Source organism: Parendozoicomonas sp. 209JJ7-1, from assembly GCF_058147085.1.
This window is the reverse complement of the sequence record NZ_JBYVJU010000007.1, coordinates 18,186-36,362: the sequence shown is the minus strand read 5'-3', so window position 1 is coordinate 36,362 and position 18,177 is coordinate 18,186. Positions and strand designations below refer to the sequence as shown.

The window sequence follows — 18,177 nt, the reverse complement described above, 5'->3', positions numbered from 1 at the left end:
TCCTTACAGCACTTCAGGTGCTAAAGAGATGATCTTCATAAACTGCTCTCCGCGCAGCTCACGAGTCACCGGGCCAAAGATACGGGTGCCGATGGGCTGGTTCTGCGCGTTCAGCAGAACAGCTGCGTTGCCGTCGAAACGGATCAGAGATCCATCCTGGCGACGAACACCCTTACGAGTGCGAACGACCACGGCATTCATAACCTGGCCCTTCTTCACTTTACCGCGAGGAATCGCTTCCTTTACGGTGACCTTGATGATGTCACCGATACCAGCATAACGACGGTGAGAGCCGCCCAGTACTTTGATGCACTGAACGCGGCGGGCACCGCTGTTATCTGCTACTTCGAGTTGTGTCTCGGTTTGAATCATTCCAGTTCTCCTCAAACTGCAGACTCAAGCCGACCTTGCGGTCGGTTGATAGCCTTATATTTGAGTCGCACGCTCTTCAATAGAAACAAGCTCGAAAGACTTGCTCTTGGACAGAGGACGAGTCTCACGGATTACGACAGTATCGCCCATCCGGCACTCATTCTTTTCGTCATGAGCGTGCAGCTTTGTTGACCGCTTTACGATTTTACCGTAAATCGGATGCGTTACACGGCGCTCAACGAGGACAGTGATGGTTTTGTCCATCTTGTCGCTCACGACCTTACCGGTCAGTGTACGGACTTTTTTGGTCTCAGCCATCTTTATTTACCTGCCTTCTCAGTCAGCACCGACTTCACACGGGCAACATCCCGCCGGGTCTGCTTCAGCAGATGAGTCTGCTTCAGCTGTCCGGTAGTCATTTGCATGCGAAAGTTAAACTGTTCCCGCAGCAGATCGAGCAGCTGAGCGTTCAGCTCCTCAACAGACTTTTCACGCAGCTCAGCCGCATTCATCACATCACACCCCGCTTAACAAATACTGTCTTCAGGGGCAGCTTGGCGGCGGCCAGAGCAAAGGCTTCACGAGCCAGCTCTTCAGAAACGCCTTCCATTTCGTACAGGACACGACCCGGCTGGATCTGTGCTACCCAGTACTCAACGCTACCCTTACCTTTACCCTGACGAACCTCGAGAGGCTTCTTGGTAATAGGCTTGTCGGGGAAGATGCGGATCCAGATCTTACCACCACGCTTTACGTGACGAGTCATCGCACGACGGGCAGCTTCAATCTGGCGGGCTGTTATACGGCCGCGACCAACAGCTTTCAAGGCGTATTCGCCGAAGCTGACCTTGGAACCGCGCTGAGCCAGGCCGCGGTTACGGCCCTTCATCTGCTTGCGGAATTTAGTACGCTTGGGTTGGAGCATCGTTATAACTCCTTACTTCTTAGCGGCTGGCTTCTTGCGAGGACGACGAGCAGGTTTCTTCTGCTCCTTCTCTTCCTCACGAACACCGCCGATAACTTCGCCCTTGAAGATCCACACCTTCACGCCAATAACACCGTAGGTGGTATGCGCTTCGTAAGTGGCGTAATCAATGTCCGCACGCAGGGTGTGCAGAGGCACACGACCTTCGCGGTACCATTCGGTACGTGCGATTTCAGCGCCACCCAGACGGCCGGACAGCTGAATCTTGATACCTTTGGCGCCGAGACGCATGGCGTTCTGTACGGAACGCTTCATGGCGCGACGGAACATTACACGACGCTCCAGCTGACCAGCAATGCTCTGGGCAACCAGTTTGGCGTCGGTTTCAGGCTTGCGCACTTCTTCGATGTTGACGTGAACAGGCACGCCCATCATCTTGTTCAGCTCCTGACGCAGCTTCTCAACGTCTTCGCCTTTTTTACCAATTACGATGCCGGGACGGGCAGTGTGAATGGTTACGCGAGCGCTTTGAGCGGGACGCTGAATATCAATACGGCTGACGGAAGCATTCTTCAGCTTGTTCTCAAGGTAAGAACGAACCTTCAGATCTGCATTCAGTTTGTCAGCGTATGCGGCACCTTCTGCATACCATACGGAAGTGTGGTCTTTAACGATGCCCAGGCGTATACCTGTAGGATGTACTTTTTGACCCATCTGATCGCTCCTTAAACCTCTGCAACCTTAACGGTGATGTGGCAAGACCGCTTCAGGATGCGATCAGCACGGCCTTTGGCACGAGGCTTGATGCGTTTCAGTGTCATACCTTCGTTTACGAAAACAGAAGACACCTTCAGCTCATCAATATCCATACCTTCGTTGTGCTCAGCATTAGCTACAGCAGACTCAAGAACCTTCTTGACCAGAACAGCAGCCTTTTTGGTGCTGAAAGTCAGAGTGTCCAGAGCTTCTGCAACATTCTTTCCGCGAATCAGGTCGACAACCAAGCGAGCCTTCTGGGCAGAAATGCGAGCGCCATTATGTGTAGCAGCTACTTCTTTCATCTCTTATACCCCTTAACGCTTCTTGGCCTTCTTATCTGCAGCGTGGCCGCGGTAGGTGCGGGTGGCTGCAAATTCCCCCAGCTTGTGGCCAACCATCTCTTCGGAGACGAATACGGGCACGTGCTGACGACCGTTGTGAACCGCGATGGTCAGACCAACCATCTGCGGAATGATCATGGAACGGCGAGACCAGGTTTTGATCGGGCGCTTGTTACCAGCCCCTACCGCGTCCTCCACCTTCTTCAACAGGTGCAGGTCGATAAACGGACCTTTCTTAAGTGAACGTGGCACAGTGTTATCCTCTCAAACTTACTTGGTGCGGCGACGGACAATGAACTTATCAGTGCGCTTGTTGGAGCGAGTCTTCTTGCCCTTCGTGGGAACGCCCCACGGAGTAACAGGATGACGACCACCGGAAGTCCGGCCCTCACCACCACCGTGCGGGTGATCTACCGGGTTCATGGCAACACCGCGAACGGTAGGACGAACACCGCGCCAGCGTTTAGCACCAGCCTTACCCAGAGAGCGCAGGCCGTGCTCACCGTTGGACACTTCACCCAGAGTCGCGCGGCAGTCAGCCAGAACCTTGCGCATTTCGCCAGAGCGAAGACGCAGGGTGACATAGGCACCTTCACGGGCAACCAGCTGGGCAGATGTACCAGCGGAACGAATCATCTGCGCACCCTTGCCAGGCTTCAGTTCCACACAGTGGATAACGGAACCCTGGGGAATGTTGCGCAGGGGCAGAGTGTTACCGGGCTTGATCGGTGCGTGTGCACCAGAGTTCAGCTCGTCACCCGCCTTCACACCCTTGGGTGCGATAATGTAACGACGCTCACCATCCATGTATTTCAGCAGGGCGATGTGCGCAGTACGGTTAGGATCGTATTCCAGACGCTCAACGATAGCCGGAATACCATCCTTGTTGCGACGGAAGTCAACGATACGGTAATGCTGCTTGTGACCACCGCCCACGTGACGGGTAGTGATACGGCCAGCATTGTTACGACCACCACTCTTGCTCTTCTTTTCCAGAAGGGGAGCATGGGGCTTGCCTTTGTGCAGGTCAGGATTAACGACCTTGACTACAAAACGGCGCCCCGGAGAAGTGGGTTTACACTTAACAACAGCCATTGTCTGTCTCCTTATTCAGCGTCCGCGAAGTCAATTTCCTGACCAGCTTCCAGGGTTACGTAGGCCTTTTTCCAGTCGCTACGCTTGCCCATACCGCGCATAGTGCGCTTGGTCTTGCCCTTCACGTTAACAGTGTTTACTGCCTTAACCTGGACTTCGAACAGTTGCTCGACAGCCTTTTTTACTTCCAGCTTGGTTGCGTCCACAGCAATCTTGAACACACACTGGTTGTTTGCCTCAGCCACGTTCGAAGACTTCTCGGATACGTGGGGACCAATGAGGACTTTCAGCAGTCGTTCCTGATTCATCCCAGCATCTCCTCGAACTTCTTGACCGCGTCAACAGTCATGATCACTTTGTCGTGAGCAACCAGGCTTACCGGATCGACGCCTTCAACATCACGCACGTCTACGTGGGGGATGTTACGGGCAGACAGATAGACGTTCTGTTCCACACTGTCGGCAACGATCAGGGCGTTGGTGGCTCCCAGCTCAGTGAGCTTGGCAACCATAGCCTTGGTCTTGGGAGTTTCTGCCTTGAATTCAGAAACGATAACCAGACGCTCTTGACGCACCAGCTCAGACAGGATGGAACGCAGAGCACCGCGATACATCTTTTTGTTGAGCTTCTGGCTGTAGCTCTTGGGACGAGCGGCAAAAGTAGTACCGCCCCCGCGCCACAGAGGGCTGCGGATGGTACCGGCACGTGCGCGGCCAGTTCCTTTTTGACGGAAAGGCTTACGGCCACCGCCACTTACATCGCTGCGGGTTTTCTGAGCTTTAGTACCCTGACGGGCACCAGCCAGAAATGCAACAACGGCCTGGTGAACCAGGGCTTCATTGAAGTCAACGCCGAAGGTTACGTCGGAAACCTTCAGGGCGTCTGCACCAATAACGTTCAGATCCATGTTCAACCCCCCTGTCAGGCTGCAGCACCGGCCTTAACGGCAGGCTTGATAACAACATCAGCGCCAGTAGCACCGGGGACTGCACCTTTAACCAGAAGCAGGTTACGTTCAGCATCAACGCGAACAACTTCCAGAGACTGTACAGTTACCTGAGCATCACCCATGTGACCGGCCATTTTCTTACCTTTGAAGACACGACCGGGGGTCTGACACTGCCCAATAGAACCAGGAGCACGATGAGACAGGGAGTTACCGTGAGTCATGTCCTGAGTACGGAAATTCCAGCGCTTAACACCACCCTGGAAACCTTTACCCTTGGAACGACCGGTAACATCGATCTTCTGACCAGCTGCAAACAGCTCGACAGTCAGCTCTTCGCCAACTTTCAGCTCAGGTGCAGTGTTCAAACGGAATTCCCAAAGACCACGACCGGCTTCAACTTCCGCCTTGGCGAAATGACCGGCTTCGGGCTTGATCACCCGAGATGCTTTTTTGGAACCAGTTGTAACCTGAACAGCAGAGTAACCGTCAGAATCCTCAGTACGGATTTGAGTAATACGGTTAGGCTCTACTTCAATAACAGTAACAGGCAGGGATGCGCCATCTTCGGTAAAGATGCGGGTCATGCCACACTTCTTACCGACAAGGCCCAGGGCCCGCTTGCCATTTTCTTGACTAGACATAGTCTACCTCTTTCGTGTACGGGGCTTTTACCCGCTATGGCCGCCCATTCCAGAGCGTTACACAAGCAAGAACTGCCCAGCTCCCGTTAAGAGTTCTGAGCAATTCCAGCCTGAATTCTTTAGCCAAGGCTAATCTGAACTTCCACACCCGCAGCCAGGTCGAGCTTCATCAGAGCATCAACTGTCTTGTCGGTGGGCTCGACGATATCGAGCAGGCGCTTGTGAGTACGGATCTCGTACTGGTCACGCGCGTCCTTATTGACGTGCGGAGAAGTCAGTACTGTGAATTTTTCCTTGCGAGTAGGCAGAGGGATAGGACCACGAACCTGAGCACCTGTACGTTTGGCAGTATCAACGATTTCCTGCGTGGACTGGTCAATCAGGCGATGGTCAAAAGCCTTCAGTCGGATGCGGATTTGTTGAGTTTTAGGCTGCTGCTGACTCATCGTAGTAACCTACTTTAAAAGATATAAAGAACAATACTCACCCACCTCATGACAAGCCTGAGCAAGCCGAGACAAGGGAGCAAAAAAGACGGGGAATTCTAAGACCAATTAACCAGACTGTCAACTCCACCAACAGGGCAAAAAACGCGCGGTCAACAGTGAAGATTCATTCCGACTGGCATGTGGCAGCGTCGGAAGGCTCTACAAGCTTCAGTGTATCTGGATATTTTTTGGCCAGATCATCCCACACCTGATCCGACGCGGCCAGATAGCGCTCCAATTTCTCGTCATTCTCCAGCTGCTCTTCACTAGCTGGCCCATAGGGTTTACTCCCTGAATCTGTTTTTGCTCGCTCCGTGACATTTAACGCACGATCAACAATAACCTTTTTCCCCATCCCACTAACTTCTCCAACCAGGCTGCGGACTGCCGTTTCATCCCCCAACCCAATAACAACAACAGAGTCAGCATCTTTTAGCGCTCCCGCGAGATCCGTCTTCATATATCGTTGAAACTCATCATAGCTGTGGATATTAACAAATGGCTCATCATCATAAATGCTTGGCTCATCCGTAGAAAACACTGTTTTCACATAATACGCACGCCTAGCCTCACGATACAAATACTCAACACCACTGAGAACCTCCTCTGAATGACCAGACCCCTCCAATCCACCCGAGACCCCCGTAAATGTGACACTTTTGTCTTTAGCGAAATACTGGACCAGCCTCTTGTAATTTTCCAAATAGCTACTGAATCTTGCCCCACGGTACTCTGCTATAGCAGACGCGTCATCCAAACCTGCGAACAATATAACAACCTTTTCATCCCCATAAACTGCCCTGTTCTCAATTTCTGAAATGAGTCCTTTCAGTGACGATTCATGCCAGAACTGTCTGAAACGCAACACCTCAGGACGACTTTCACCTGAAGCAGCCAATAGAGAATCTGATATAAAAACAAACGAATGACACAAACAAACCAGCAGTAAGACTCTCACGACCCAACCAATCACACGACATGGCCACATCAGTTTATAGCCCCCTCCACTCTCTTACACAAAAAATCCCGAAACAAAAATGTCCGGGATTTTTTACTTTTACGAGCCTGCTATCTCACCACGGGAAGACGGTCCCGTATCCACAACATGGCCCGCATGCAAACAACTGCCATACAAAACCAGCCCCCCCGAAGGGAACACACAGGCACCAGCCACCCACCCCTAAAGGAGGCAAAGTGAACAGCCAGGCCACATGCGCTCACTCTCCACCTGAAACCAACCTTCACAGAGTGCCCTATAGTAAATAAGAAACACACCGGGCTGCCCGCTCACAAGCAAAAGGAGATGCCATGCCCAATACTGCAACACCGCGTGCAATTAATGAGGGAGAACAGGGAAATCACCCGTTTCTCGCCCTGTTTATCATGGTTATCCTTGCAGCTATCGCCACTTATTTTATTCCTGCCGGCGAGTTTGAGCGTTATACATCTGAAGGGCGTACACTGGTTAACCTGGACAGCTTTACCTTTCTCAGCACCAATCCGACTACGCTGTCGTCTTTTTTCCAGTCATTCTTCACCGGTTTTCAATCTGCGTCCGGTGTGATGGGTGTTGTGCTGTTTGCTGGCGGCGCATTTGGCGTTATGCGCCACATGGGCATTCTAGACGTTGCCGTTTACGGCCTGACAGAACGCCTCAAACACCGGGGCATTGCAACCTTCGCGCCGATTGTCATGCTTGCCATAGCTCTGAACGCCACCTTTACCGGCATGCGGGAACTGGATGTCACTTTTATCACCCTGATGATTCCCATCTGCCTGAAGCTGGGTTATGACGTAATGACCGCACTCGGCATTGTGCTGTTATCCAGCTGTGCCGGTTTTGCCGCAGCCCTGGCTAATCCTTTCTTTACCGGCATTGCACACAGTATTGCCGAGCTGCCCCTCTACTCCGCCATGTGGTACCGAGCTGCGCTCATGGCCTTTATGTGGCTGACCGGCCTGATCTATCTTTTGCGCTATGCCGCAAAAGTAAAAGCCAATCCACAGTCCAGCCTGCTGGCAGATCAACCCCATTACCCCCAGAGCAGCCTCACCATCAAGAAGTTATCCAGACGGGAGAAAGCGGCTGGCGTCACTTTCCTGCTGCTATTTGCCTATATGCTGTACGGCACTCTGCAACAGAGCTTTGGCTTTACCGAAATTGCTGGCTGCTTTGTGGCCATGGCCATTATTCCGGCACTGGTAAGTGGTCTCCCGGCCAACAAAATCTGCGACTACTGGACCAAGGGCTGTCATGAAGTTCTGGTTGCCGTACTGATTGTCTTCTTCGCCCGCGCCATCCTGGTCGTCATGGAAGACGCCCGCATTATCGACACCGTTATTTACTACCTGGCCCAGCTGATTGTCGGCAGCTCCGAGATGGTATCCGCAGCAGCCATGTACATAATTCAGGCGATCATCAACCTGATGATTCCGTCAGGCAGCGGCCAGGCTATAATCACCATGCCCATTATCGTACCTCTGGCAGATATTGGCGGCGTTACCCGCCAGGTAGCCTCCCTGGCCTCTCAACTGGGTGATGGCATTTCCAACTACATCTACCCTACCAACGGCGGCCTGCTGGCAGTCCTGGCCCTGGCAAAAGTCCCCTATACCCGCTGGGTGAAATTTTTCCTTCCTCTGTTCCTGATGTGGTCGGTTGCGGCACTGATCGCGGTACTGATTGCCCAGCACATTGAACTCGGCCCCTTCTGATTTACACCTGACAGAGATGGCCGCTGACAAACTGATACTTCAGATACAAAAAAACCCGAAGCATTTCCATGCTTCGGGTTTTTCGCTGTGAACAGCTTCTTTGGAACAGAAAGCCTGATCTCAGGCCTTCAGCATCACTCGATGATCTTGGCAACAACACCTGCGCCAACAGTACGACCACCTTCACGGATAGCGAAACGCAGACCGTCTTCCATCGCGATAGGCGCGATCAGGGTAACAACCATCTGGATGTTATCGCCAGGCATTACCATTTCAACGCCTTCGGGCAGCTCTACGTTACCGGTCACGTCAGTGGTACGGAAGTAGAACTGAGGACGGTAGCCTTTGAAGAACGGAGTGTGACGACCACCTTCGTCCTTGGACAGCACGTAAACCTCAGATTCAAACTTGGTGTGAGGAGTTACGGAGCCAGGGGCAACCAGACACTGGCCACGCTCGATCTCTTCGCGCTTCACACCACGCAGCAGGGCACCAACGTTCTCACCCGCACGACCTTCGTCGAGCAGCTTACGGAACATTTCAACACCGGTAACAGTGGTCTTGGTGGTTTCTTTGATGCCGATGATTTCGACTTCTTCACCAACCTTGATGACGCCACGCTCAACACGACCGGTAACAACAGTACCACGACCGGCGATGGAGAATACGTCTTCGATAGGCAGCAGGAAGGGCTGGTCGATAGCACGCTCAGGCTCAGGGATGTAAGTATCCAGAGTCTCAACCAGCTTCTTAACAGCAGTAGTACCCAGTTCGTTGTCGTCTTCGCCGTTCAGGGCCATCAGAGCGGAACCAGCGATGATCGGAGTGTCGTCACCGGGGAACTCATACGTGTCCAGCAGCTCACGCAGCTCCATTTCAACCAGTTCCAGCATCTCAGCGTACTCTTCAGAACCAACACCGCCGCAATCTTCAGCCAGCAGGTCAGCCTTGTTCAGGAAAACAACAATCCTGGGTACACCAACCTGACGGGACAGCAGGATGTGCTCACGGGTCTGGGGCATGGGGCCGTCGGTAGCGCCACAAACCAGAATCGCGCCGTCCATCTGGGCAGCGCCGGTGATCATGTTCTTAACGTAGTCAGCGTGTCCGGGGCAGTCTACGTGGGCGTAGTGACGCTTGTCGGAATCATACTCTACGTGGGCAGTAGAGATGGTGATGCCACGCTCACGCTCTTCGGGAGCGTTATCGATTTGATCGAAAGCCTTCATCTCACCACCGAAAACTTCGGCGCAAACGCGAGTCAGAGCTGCCGTCAGAGTGGTTTTACCGTGGTCAACGTGACCGATGGTGCCGACGTTTACGTGCGGCTTCGTACGTTCAAACTTTTCCTTAGCCATTTCTCACTTACCTTCTAACAAGCCTGAAAAATTAATTAACCCTGATTCGCCTTGATCACTGCTTCCGCAATGCTGCTGGGCGCTTCAGCGTACTCACAGAATTCCATGGTGTACGTTGCACGGCCCTGAGTCGCTGAACGCAGGTCGGTGGCATAACCGAACATCTCACCCAGGGGAACCTGAGCATTGATAGTCTTACCGGTCGGAGTATCTTCCATACCCTGAACGATACCGCGGCGACGGTTCAGGTCACCCATAACGTCACCCATGTAGTCTTCAGGTGTTACCACCTCAACCTGCATCATGGGTTCCATCAGCACAGGCTTGGCCTGCGGCGCGTACTTCTTCAGAGCCTGGGATGCGGCGATTTTAAACGCCATCTCGTTGGAGTCAACCTCGTGGAAGGAACCATCAAACAGACGAGCTTTCAGGCCCAGCAGAGGATAACCGGCGATAACACCGTTCTGCATCTGTTCTTCGATACCCTTCTGGACGGCAGGAATGTATTCCTTGGGAATAGTACCGCCAACGATTTCGTTGATGAATACCAGACCTTCTTCGCCCGGGTCAGCCGGAGAGAACTCAACCACAACATGACCGTACTGACCACGACCACCAGATTGCTTGGCAAACTTGTGGTTGGCTTCGACGCTCTGTTTGATCTTTTCACGGTAAGCAACCTGAGGCTTACCGATATTGGCTTCCACCTTGAATTCACGACGCATACGGTCAACGAGTACATCCAGGTGGAGCTCACCCATACCGGAGATGATGGTCTGACCAGTTTCCTCGTCAGTCTTCACACGGAAGGAAGGATCTTCCTGGGCCAGTTTGCCCAGAGCGATACCCATCTTCTCCTGATCCGCCTTGGACTTGGGCTCTACAGCTACGGAGATTACCGGCTCGGGGAACTCCATACGCTCCAGAATGATCGGGGAAGCCGGATCACACAGGGTTTCACCGGTGGTCACATCCTTCATACCGATCAGGGCGACAATATCACCCGCCAGGGCTTCTTTGATCTCTTCACGGTTGTTGGAGTGCATCTGAACCATACGGCCGATACGTTCTTTCTTGGACTTCACAGAGTTAATTACGGAGCTACCGGAAGTAGCAACACCGGAATAAACACGGGCGAAAGTCAGAGTACCAACAAACGGGTCGGTCGCAATTTTGAAGGCCAGAGCAGAGAAGGGCGCATTATCATCAGCAGGACGCTCTTCCATAATGCTCTCACCGTCAGCATCTTCGCCAACGATACCTTCAATCGCCTTAACCTCAAGAGGAGAAGGCATGTATTCGATAACAGCATCCAGAACGGCTTGTACGCCTTTGTTCTTGAATGCGGAGCCACCAAAGACAGGAATAATCTCGTTAGCCAGGGTCCGCGCACGGATACCAGCCTTGATTTCTTCCTCGGAGAGTTCACCTTCTTCCAGGTACTTCTCCATCAGCTCTTCATTTGCTTCAGCCGCAGATTCAACCAGGTACTCGTGCATTTCAGCACAAGTGTCGGCCAGATCGGCAGGAATATCGGCATATTCAAAGGTCATACCCTGGTCAGCTTCATTCCACAGAATGGCCTTCATCTTCACCAGGTCAACAACACCCTTGAATTCGTCTTCGGAACCGATAGTCATCTGCATGGGAACAGCGTTCGCACCCAGACGATCTTTCAGCTGGTCAACTACCATCATGTAGTCAGCACCAGTACGGTCCATTTTGTTTACGAAGACCATGCGGGGTACTTCGTACTTGTCGGCCTGACGCCATACGGTTTCGGTCTGGGGCTGAACACCAGAAGAACCACACAGAACAACAACCGCGCCATCCAGTACACGCAGGGAACGTTCTACTTCGATAGTGAAGTCAACGTGTCCTGGAGTATCGATAATATTTACACGGTGCTCGTCAAACTGGGCATCCATACCACGCCAGAAACAGGTGGTAGCAGCGGAGGTGATAGTAATACCACGCTCTTGTTCCTGCTCCATCCAGTCCATGGTAGCCGCGCCATCATGCACTTCACCGATCTTGTGGGACAGACCGGTGTAGAACAGAACGCGTTCGGTGGTAGTGGTCTTACCCGCGTCGACGTGGGCACAGATACCGATGTTACGGTAACGGCGTATCGGGGTTTTACGGGCCACGACTCAATCCTCTGAAAGAACGTATTAGAAACGGTAGTGGGAGAAAGCTTTGTTAGCTTCTGCCATGCGATGCACGTCTTCACGCTTCTTGACAGCTGCGCCTTTCTTCTCAGCAGCGTCAAGCATTTCGCCAGCCAGGCGGAGGGCCATGGACTTCTCGCCACGCTTACGAGCGGCATCTACCAACCAACGCATAGCCAGGGCTGTACGGCGGGAGGGGCGAACTTCTACGGGCACCTGATAAGTGGCACCACCAACACGACGGCTCTTAACCTCAACCACGGGAGAGATCGTCTCGAGGGCTGCCTCAAAAGTCTCCAGAGGATCTTTACCGCTGCGCTCCTGGATCTTGTCCATGGCACCGTAAACGATACGCTCGGCTACGGACTTTTTACCGTGAACCATTACGTGGTTGATAAACTTGGCCAGGACCTTGTTATGAAACTTAGGATCCGGCAGTACTTCGCGTTTGGCGACAACTCTTCTTCTTGGCATGACAATATGTCCTCGATTTTCAGGTTAATCCGAGATCAGGCTTTGACTCGGCCTTACTCTTCAACCAGATGCAAAACTATATGTTTTAAAAAACTATATGTTTTAAAACTGGATTATTTAAAAAGCTAAGGCCAGATTAGGACTTAGGCTTTTTGGTACCGTACTTGGAACGGCCTTGCTTACGGTCGTTAACACCCTGAGTATCCAGAGTACCGCGGACTGTGTGATAACGAACACCGGGCAAATCCTTTACACGACCGCCACGGATCAGGACCACGGAGTGCTCCTGCAGGTTGTGACCTTCACCACCGATGTAGGAAGTCACTTCAAACCCGTTGGTCAGACGAACACGACATACTTTACGCAGTGCGGAGTTCGGCTTCTTGGGGGTAGTGGTGTATACGCGGGTGCAAACGCCACGCTTCTGCGGGCAGGCTTGCAGCGCGGGTACGTCGGTCTTTTTGACCTTACGCTTACGCGGCTTGCGAACAAGCTGGTTGATAGTTGCCATTAGGCACACTCTCCGTTTCTAAATACATTGGCTGGCCCCCCAGAGGATTGGGGACACAACCACAAAAAACTGGACACGAGGTCCAGCCTGTTGCCCCTCCTTTTTTAGACTGCGTTTTGACAACACAGAAAAGCGAGACACAATAAAAGGCACCGGATTTTAAATAGTGTGAAATTCTGCGTCAAGGATTCTCCCCCCTCGACGGCATTTTAAAAGTCAACAAAAACCGACAATTGGAATGTTTTACAGCTATCAGCCAAGGACGAGTATATACATCTATGCCCAATACGACCGGTTTCCTGCTGTTTTTATTGTTATTCTGCGTAACTCCACCCGCACAAGCCGCCAAAGAGGCTTGGTATCAGAAGGTCTGGTGTGATGGTGTGGGCGGAAAAATGGAGATTGAGCTTCCGGAAGGCCCGAGGGTGGACTGCCTGACCAATAAACACGCCATCGAGATGGATTTTGCCAGCAAATGGCCCGAGGCCATCGGACAATCCCTTCAATATGCCATGCTCACCAACCGGGAAGCGGGGATTGTATTGATTTTGAAAAACCCGGGGGACTCCCATCATCTGGAAGCCGCCCGCAAGGTGATCTGGTATTACCGGTTACCAATTACCGTCTGGACACTGGGGCCATAAGCATCTGATTATTCAGCCGCTTCCGTTTCAGCAGGTTCTTCCAGCTTGACCCTCCCCACCAGGGCATTGAACTTACCCATAGAATGAATGTGGGTATAAATCAGCTCCAGGGCATCCATCTTCGCCAGCTCGGACAACTGCTCACCGGTCAGCTCTTTAATCTTCTCTCGATTAACAGCCATAAACCCGGACAGGTTAAATTCCGCTCCGCTCTCATGGTTCAGTTTTGCCCCAACCGGCTCAAGCAGGCCATATTCTTTCAGTTTTTTACAGAAATGACGGGTTCTGACGGAGTGCCCCTGATATTCCTGCAGGAACTCAAGTACACCACTGAGGTATTGGGTTTGCTTGCCTTCTGAATCAAACAGCCTTTCACCCTTACCTTCCTGGTTACAACCCTCATGGGCTTCATCGATACACAGGGTCAGCCGGTCACCACCCTCATCCCCATAAAAAACAAAAGGATAGCGCCTGAGGAAGGCCGGCACATAGCGGGCATCCATTTCGCCATTTTCCTGTAGAAACAGGTTTTCCTGATCCCGAATGCCAAGCACCGCAACCGGCATAATGTTATCGTTCTGTCCTGCAAAAACGATCGGGTAGTCCCCCACCGCATTAATAAATTCAACGGCCATCAGGGGAACAGAATTTACATCGCCAGCAAAGCTGTAGTTATTTGTTTGCTCTACAGACCAGGCACCATGTCTTTCAGCGGATACAGGCTGTGCTTTTCCATAGATCAGTAACTGCTTTTCCATTTTTTTATTCTCGCTTCTTTTTTTATAACTTCTCATAGCCCGAGTTATTGTCCGAGCAGATTCATCCGAAACCTGCACAGGCAGAGTACAACGATTTCTCAATCTGAGATAGGCACCAATATACATAACTTCTATCGCATTTTATCAACCTGAAAATTCAGGTTAATAACATTGGTGGCTCCGCAAGGCAGAAAGCCTCACATACCTACCGGCATGCTTTTGTTTACTATCTGCTATTATTCCACACGCTGCCTATCCTCAATGTGCCTATCCTTAATGAGAGTTAGCCGTCATGGTATGCCAGCAGTCTGCCTTCCCTTTCCGTTTTCTTTCTACTGTCGTCGGTTGTGTTCCAGGCATTATTCTCTGCGCAATACCCTTCTGCTCAGAGGCAAAAACCTACATGCTGCCCCCGGGTACGAAAGTTTATATATCAACGGCAACAGCCCCAGGCGGAGATGATTTGACAAGCGCACTGCACTGCGCCTTAACAGGTGAGCAAGGGTGCCATATGAACTATATGGGAAGCGCTTCAGGACAGGGAGGCCCGGGCACGGGTTACGCCTGCCCGCATGTAACAATCACCCCCTCAAAAGACGTTAGCTTTGACGGGATGATCAACACGCCTGAAAAGTCTCAGCTCAGTGTTACTGGCTCATCGACTTGCACAGAACATTATCTCCGTCGCCCTATCGACCTTGCCATAAAAGTAGAAAACCTCCTGAAATCCGACTGTCCGCTCCAAGTCAACTGCACGAACACAGGCGGGGAAGAAACAGATAAATTCGATCTGAGCGCCGCCCTGAGCAGTCCGGACTTCCAGAAGTTTGAGTTATCAATCTCCACATCCTGGACATACCATGCCCAGGGAAGCTGCCATATCCCTGAAGGCTTCCTGTTATTGTCAGCCTCTAAAGATGATCCCGGTAATGCCTTTATTGCCTCTGTGAAGTCACAGGATGGCGGGCAAATTCTCAGGATGGATGGCGAAACCCACATGGAAAATGGCTTGCTATGGTATTCAAGCAAACCAGAAATACTGAGTTCTCACCTTGATTATCAGGGCGCAGGTGACAACATGCCCACGACCTTAAAATTTACCCTGTTAAATGCCTACAGAAAGAAAGAGGCCATTCATTGCACAGGGGTCACCGTAAAGGATCTTACCCAAAGTGAAGATTTTCGTTCTCATTAAAGGGCATAACACCCAGGTTACAAACTTTTTCTAAATCAGCCGCCCTGCTCTGTACAAGGCAGGGTTCACCCATCAGAGGGCAGGCAAATGTCTGCCAGGTGCTGCTTACTCTTAACAACAGCCTGCCTACTGACAACACAAGTCTCTACCAATCAGGCTCACAGACCTCAGTTACTCAGCTGACAATGGCACCCCAAAAGGCAGTACCCAATTTGGGCTTGTTCCGTTTGTCTCTATCGACTCTAAGAAAGCCAATAGTAAAATCGCCCTCTGAACGGGAAGGCTCCTGCTATTATTTTCGCACACCAATGATCTTTCATGGGGTTAAGCCATCATGATATGTCAACCGCTCAGCTATCGTCGTTTTCTTTTCACCGCCGCCTGTCCTGTGTTAAGCGCTGTTCTCAGTGCCATTCCTCTCGGTTCAGAAGCAAAAAGCTACATGATGCCCCCTGGAGCCAAACTTAATATTTCCACTCACAACTCCCCAGGAGCAAAGAATGCCAGTGGCTCATTGCAATGCACTTTAACAAGTGAGAAAGGGTGCCATATGGTTTATACCGGCACTGCCACGGGCCAAGGCTCATCAGGCACCAGTTATGCCTGCGCAGGGGTGAATATTAGTCACTCGAAAGATATAAATATTAACGCAGTGAACGCCACGCCAGATAAACGACAGCTCAGTGTAAAGGGTACAACCACCTGCAGCGGCCAATGGGTCCGTCGTCCTTTTGATCTGGCAATAAAAATAGAAAATGCGCTGACATCCGGCGGCCCTCTCTGGGCAGACTGTACGAGTACAGGCGGGGAAGAAACTGAAAAATTCGATGTGGATGACGTCCTGAGTAATCCACACCTTCAGAAGTTTGAGTTATCACTCTCTATCTCCGGGAATCATGCCCAAGGCACCTGTCATATCCCTAAAGGCTTTTTACTGTCATCTGTTTCCAAAGATGATTCCTGTGGGGCTTATATCCCCTCAGCAGACACCGAAAAAGGAGGGGAAGTATTCAGGATGGACATTAATGACGATGAAAAGCATGGTATCCTGTGGTACTCAGACAATCCGGAAACCATGACTTTTCACTTCGATTATTCGGGCATGTCGTGCGAACGTTCCTCTACAGTCAAATTCACACTCTTGAATATGTACGCCAATAAAGAGGCTGTTAGCTGTAATGGCCTCACTGTCAGAGAGGTTTCTCCACACGAGCATCTGTCATATCACTTTGGCCACCCGTAAAGCGGCCATTCAATAACTGCCTATCTAAACCACCACCGATGTGGAGGATATCTCATAATTATTACTCTCTGCTCACATTCCCTGAGTCCTACTCATCAAATCAAGCCATAACATAGAGTGATATACTCTTTTTATCTGAAGTTTCGACTCTCTATGACCTATGAAAAACGATACTGTTATCGCCTTTGATGCAGACGATACCCTCTGGCCGAATGAGCCTTACTTTCGTGAAGCCGAGCAGGAAATGCTCAAGCTGCTGTCCCGCTACTATAAGAGGGACAACCTTCTTGAACACCTCTATAAGCACGAAATCCGCAACCTGCATATTTTTGGTTATGGAGCCAAGGGGTTTACCCTCTCCATGATAGAAAGCGCTATAGAGCTATCTGAAGGAAAAGTCACCGGTACGGAAATTCAACGCATTGTTGATTTGGGTAAATCCATTATGACTTACTCGATTGAGCTTCTGGATGGCGTTAAAGAAACTCTGGAAAACCTTTCCGATTATCGCCTGATGCTTCTTACCAAAGGGGATTTATTTGACCAGGAAAGCAAAATCGCCCGGTCAGGACTGGCGGATCATTTTGATATTATCGAAATCGTATCAGAAAAAGACGACAAGACTTACCAAAAAACTTTAAATAAGCACAACATTAAAGCTGAAAACTTCTGGATGACAGGTAATTCCGTTAAATCTGACGTACTGCCTGTTGTCAGAATCGGCGGAACCGCTGTCCATATTCCTTATGAAAGCACTTGGGTTCACGAAACAGTTGAACTGGATGAAAATACCCGAAAAACTTATCATGAGCTGAAAACAATTTCCGAGCTGCCCGCTCTGATTGCCAAAACACTTATTTAACCAACACTGGAAATCAACATTAAGCGACGAGGGCTGTTAAACGGAAAGACGCTGCAGCCCCTCACCAAATCGCTTAGTCAGACTCGAAGACACCATGCATCAGAGCAGACTTAGCCAGCTCAGGCGCATCACGCCGTGCAACAGTACCATCCTGGATAGCATACCAGGCGGTATAAACAACAGAGTCAATTAAATAATAAAGCCAGCGACCGCTTAAACCAGCCCCCAGCTGGCCCGAATTCTTGGCCTCATTAATTAATCCAACAATGGCTTGTTCCTGCCAAACATATTTATCGACCAGTTCCGGCGAAAACAGGGTTTTCCACTCATAAGCGACAAAGTGCAACAAGTCACCAACAGGCACCAGACGTTCGATTAACAACGCCAGTTTCTCCGAAGGTTGCTTATCTTCCAGATCAACAACCCCCTTGACAACTTCAATAATTCCATCAAGGGCTTGAATCGCAACTTCCTTGAGAAGCATTTCCCGACTGGCAAAATGCCTGTGCAGAGAGGCCCTGCCAACACCTGCGCTTTGAGCAATATCACTCATACTTGCGCCCGGGTTTACCGCCAATACTGCTATTCCCGCCTCTAGCACTGCATCCCTGACAGAGCTTCTTGCGGCTCTTTTCATACTCCCTATCACCACAGATACCTACTGATATTACGAATC

At 51.1% G+C, this 18,177-nt stretch carries 24 protein-coding genes; 5 read left to right on the top strand and 19 right to left on the bottom strand.

Translation table 11 applies throughout. The annotated features are described in order from the left end of the window. Positions 1–3: 3 nt before the first annotated feature. The 13 genes from rplN to ACY2RQ_RS08495 all read right to left on the bottom strand — a co-directional run bounded on the left by rplN (position 4) and on the right by ACY2RQ_RS08495 (position 6,558). Positions 4–372, bottom strand: coding sequence for a 50S ribosomal protein L14 (gene rplN, locus ACY2RQ_RS08555; RefSeq protein WP_490112544.1), 369 nt, complete (start codon positions 370–372; stop codon positions 4–6). 54 nt (positions 373–426) lie between these two features. Further along, complete coding sequence (gene rpsQ / locus ACY2RQ_RS08550) at positions 427–690, bottom strand: 30S ribosomal protein S17 (RefSeq protein WP_490112543.1); 264 nt, start codon at positions 688–690, stop codon at positions 427–429. 2 nt (positions 691–692) lie between these two features. After that, a complete protein-coding gene (gene rpmC, locus ACY2RQ_RS08545) occupies positions 693–884 on the bottom strand; it encodes a 50S ribosomal protein L29 (protein ID WP_490112542.1) in 192 nt (63 codons plus the stop codon). Continuing rightward, positions 884–1,297, bottom strand: a complete 414-nt coding sequence (gene rplP / locus ACY2RQ_RS08540; protein WP_155162188.1) for a 50S ribosomal protein L16 — start codon at positions 1,295–1,297, stop codon at positions 884–886. Before rplP ends, rpmC begins: the two co-directional genes overlap by 1 nt. A 12-nt stretch (positions 1,298–1,309) precedes the next feature. Beyond that, positions 1,310–2,011, bottom strand: a complete 702-nt coding sequence (gene rpsC, locus ACY2RQ_RS08535) for a 30S ribosomal protein S3 (protein WP_490112541.1) — start codon at positions 2,009–2,011, stop codon at positions 1,310–1,312. A gap of 11 nt (positions 2,012–2,022) precedes the next feature. Then, complete coding sequence (gene rplV / locus ACY2RQ_RS08530; protein ID WP_490112540.1) at positions 2,023–2,358, bottom strand: 50S ribosomal protein L22; 336 nt, start codon at positions 2,356–2,358, stop codon at positions 2,023–2,025. A gap of 12 nt (positions 2,359–2,370) precedes the next feature. Continuing rightward, the gene (gene rpsS / locus ACY2RQ_RS08525) at positions 2,371–2,649 is read right to left on the bottom strand and encodes a 30S ribosomal protein S19 (protein ID WP_281647855.1); all 279 of its coding nucleotides are present in this window, start codon (positions 2,647–2,649) and stop codon (positions 2,371–2,373) included. 18 nt (positions 2,650–2,667) lie between these two features. Next, complete coding sequence (gene rplB, locus ACY2RQ_RS08520) at positions 2,668–3,492, bottom strand: 50S ribosomal protein L2 (RefSeq protein ID WP_490112539.1); 825 nt, start codon at positions 3,490–3,492, stop codon at positions 2,668–2,670. 11 nt (positions 3,493–3,503) lie between these two features. After that, positions 3,504–3,800 (bottom strand): 50S ribosomal protein L23, encoded by a 297-nt coding sequence (gene rplW / locus ACY2RQ_RS08515; protein WP_490112538.1) that lies wholly within the window; start codon positions 3,798–3,800, stop codon positions 3,504–3,506. Beyond that, entirely contained in the window at positions 3,797–4,399 is a 603-nt protein-coding gene (gene rplD, locus ACY2RQ_RS08510; protein ID WP_490112537.1) for a 50S ribosomal protein L4, read from the bottom strand. The genes rplW and rplD overlap by 4 nt, the downstream gene beginning before the upstream one ends. A 14-nt stretch (positions 4,400–4,413) precedes the next feature. Next, entirely contained in the window at positions 4,414–5,082 is a 669-nt protein-coding gene (gene rplC, locus ACY2RQ_RS08505) for a 50S ribosomal protein L3 (RefSeq protein ID WP_490112536.1), read from the bottom strand. Positions 5,083–5,201: 119 nt separating this feature from the next. Further along, complete coding sequence (gene rpsJ, locus ACY2RQ_RS08500) at positions 5,202–5,528, bottom strand: 30S ribosomal protein S10 (RefSeq protein WP_490112535.1); 327 nt, start codon at positions 5,526–5,528, stop codon at positions 5,202–5,204. Between the two features lie 166 nt (positions 5,529–5,694). Then, complete coding sequence (locus tag ACY2RQ_RS08495) at positions 5,695–6,558, bottom strand: hypothetical protein (protein WP_490112534.1); 864 nt, start codon at positions 6,556–6,558, stop codon at positions 5,695–5,697. Between the two features lie 320 nt (positions 6,559–6,878). On the opposite strand from ACY2RQ_RS08495, the gene ACY2RQ_RS08490 reads away from it, so the two are divergent. Next, complete coding sequence (locus ACY2RQ_RS08490; RefSeq protein ID WP_490112533.1) at positions 6,879–8,285, top strand: YfcC family protein; 1,407 nt, start codon at positions 6,879–6,881, stop codon at positions 8,283–8,285. 134 nt (positions 8,286–8,419) lie between these two features. Here the strand turns inward: ACY2RQ_RS08490 and tuf are convergent, their stop codons facing one another. From tuf to rpsL, 4 genes are all read right to left on the bottom strand, one after another. Beyond that, a complete protein-coding gene (gene tuf / locus ACY2RQ_RS08485) occupies positions 8,420–9,643 on the bottom strand; it encodes an elongation factor Tu (protein WP_490112515.1) in 1,224 nt (407 codons plus the stop codon). 35 nt (positions 9,644–9,678) lie between these two features. Next, positions 9,679–11,793: an elongation factor G gene (gene fusA, locus ACY2RQ_RS08480; RefSeq protein WP_490112532.1), complete on the bottom strand. Its 2,115-nt coding sequence runs from the start codon at positions 11,791–11,793 to the stop codon at positions 9,679–9,681. 24 nt (positions 11,794–11,817) lie between these two features. Beyond that, entirely contained in the window at positions 11,818–12,288 is a 471-nt protein-coding gene (gene rpsG / locus ACY2RQ_RS08475) for a 30S ribosomal protein S7 (protein WP_490112531.1), read from the bottom strand. A gap of 136 nt (positions 12,289–12,424) precedes the next feature. Then, positions 12,425–12,799, bottom strand: coding sequence for a 30S ribosomal protein S12 (rpsL, locus tag ACY2RQ_RS08470; protein ID WP_490112530.1), 375 nt, complete (start codon positions 12,797–12,799; stop codon positions 12,425–12,427). 278 nt (positions 12,800–13,077) lie between these two features. Here rpsL and ACY2RQ_RS08465 point away from each other — a divergent pair, with 278 nt between their 5' ends. Continuing rightward, on the top strand, positions 13,078–13,443 hold the full coding sequence (locus ACY2RQ_RS08465; protein WP_490112529.1) for a hypothetical protein: 366 nt from the start codon (positions 13,078–13,080) through the stop codon (positions 13,441–13,443). 8 nt (positions 13,444–13,451) lie between these two features. Here the strand turns inward: ACY2RQ_RS08465 and ACY2RQ_RS08460 are convergent, their stop codons facing one another. Next, complete coding sequence (locus ACY2RQ_RS08460) at positions 13,452–14,201, bottom strand: SapC family protein (RefSeq protein WP_490112528.1); 750 nt, start codon at positions 14,199–14,201, stop codon at positions 13,452–13,454. 511 nt (positions 14,202–14,712) lie between these two features. On the opposite strand from ACY2RQ_RS08460, the gene ACY2RQ_RS08455 reads away from it, so the two are divergent. The 3 genes from ACY2RQ_RS08455 (at position 14,713) to ACY2RQ_RS08445 (ending at position 17,501) form a co-directional block, all read left to right on the top strand. After that, a complete protein-coding gene (locus tag ACY2RQ_RS08455) occupies positions 14,713–15,396 on the top strand; it encodes a hypothetical protein (RefSeq protein WP_490112527.1) in 684 nt (227 codons plus the stop codon). Between the two features lie 334 nt (positions 15,397–15,730). Next, positions 15,731–16,639 carry a hypothetical protein gene (locus ACY2RQ_RS08450; RefSeq protein ID WP_490112526.1) on the top strand — a complete coding sequence of 303 codons (909 nt, stop codon included), beginning with the start codon at positions 15,731–15,733 and terminating at the stop codon, positions 16,637–16,639. A gap of 160 nt (positions 16,640–16,799) precedes the next feature. Continuing rightward, entirely contained in the window at positions 16,800–17,501 is a 702-nt protein-coding gene (locus tag ACY2RQ_RS08445) for an HAD family hydrolase (protein WP_490112525.1), read from the top strand. A 73-nt stretch (positions 17,502–17,574) separates the two neighbouring features. On the opposite strand, the gene ACY2RQ_RS08440 is transcribed toward ACY2RQ_RS08445, so the two are convergent. Further along, complete coding sequence (locus tag ACY2RQ_RS08440) at positions 17,575–18,054, bottom strand: TetR/AcrR family transcriptional regulator (protein ID WP_490112524.1); 480 nt, start codon at positions 18,052–18,054, stop codon at positions 17,575–17,577. Between the last annotated feature and the right edge of the window lie 123 nt (positions 18,055–18,177).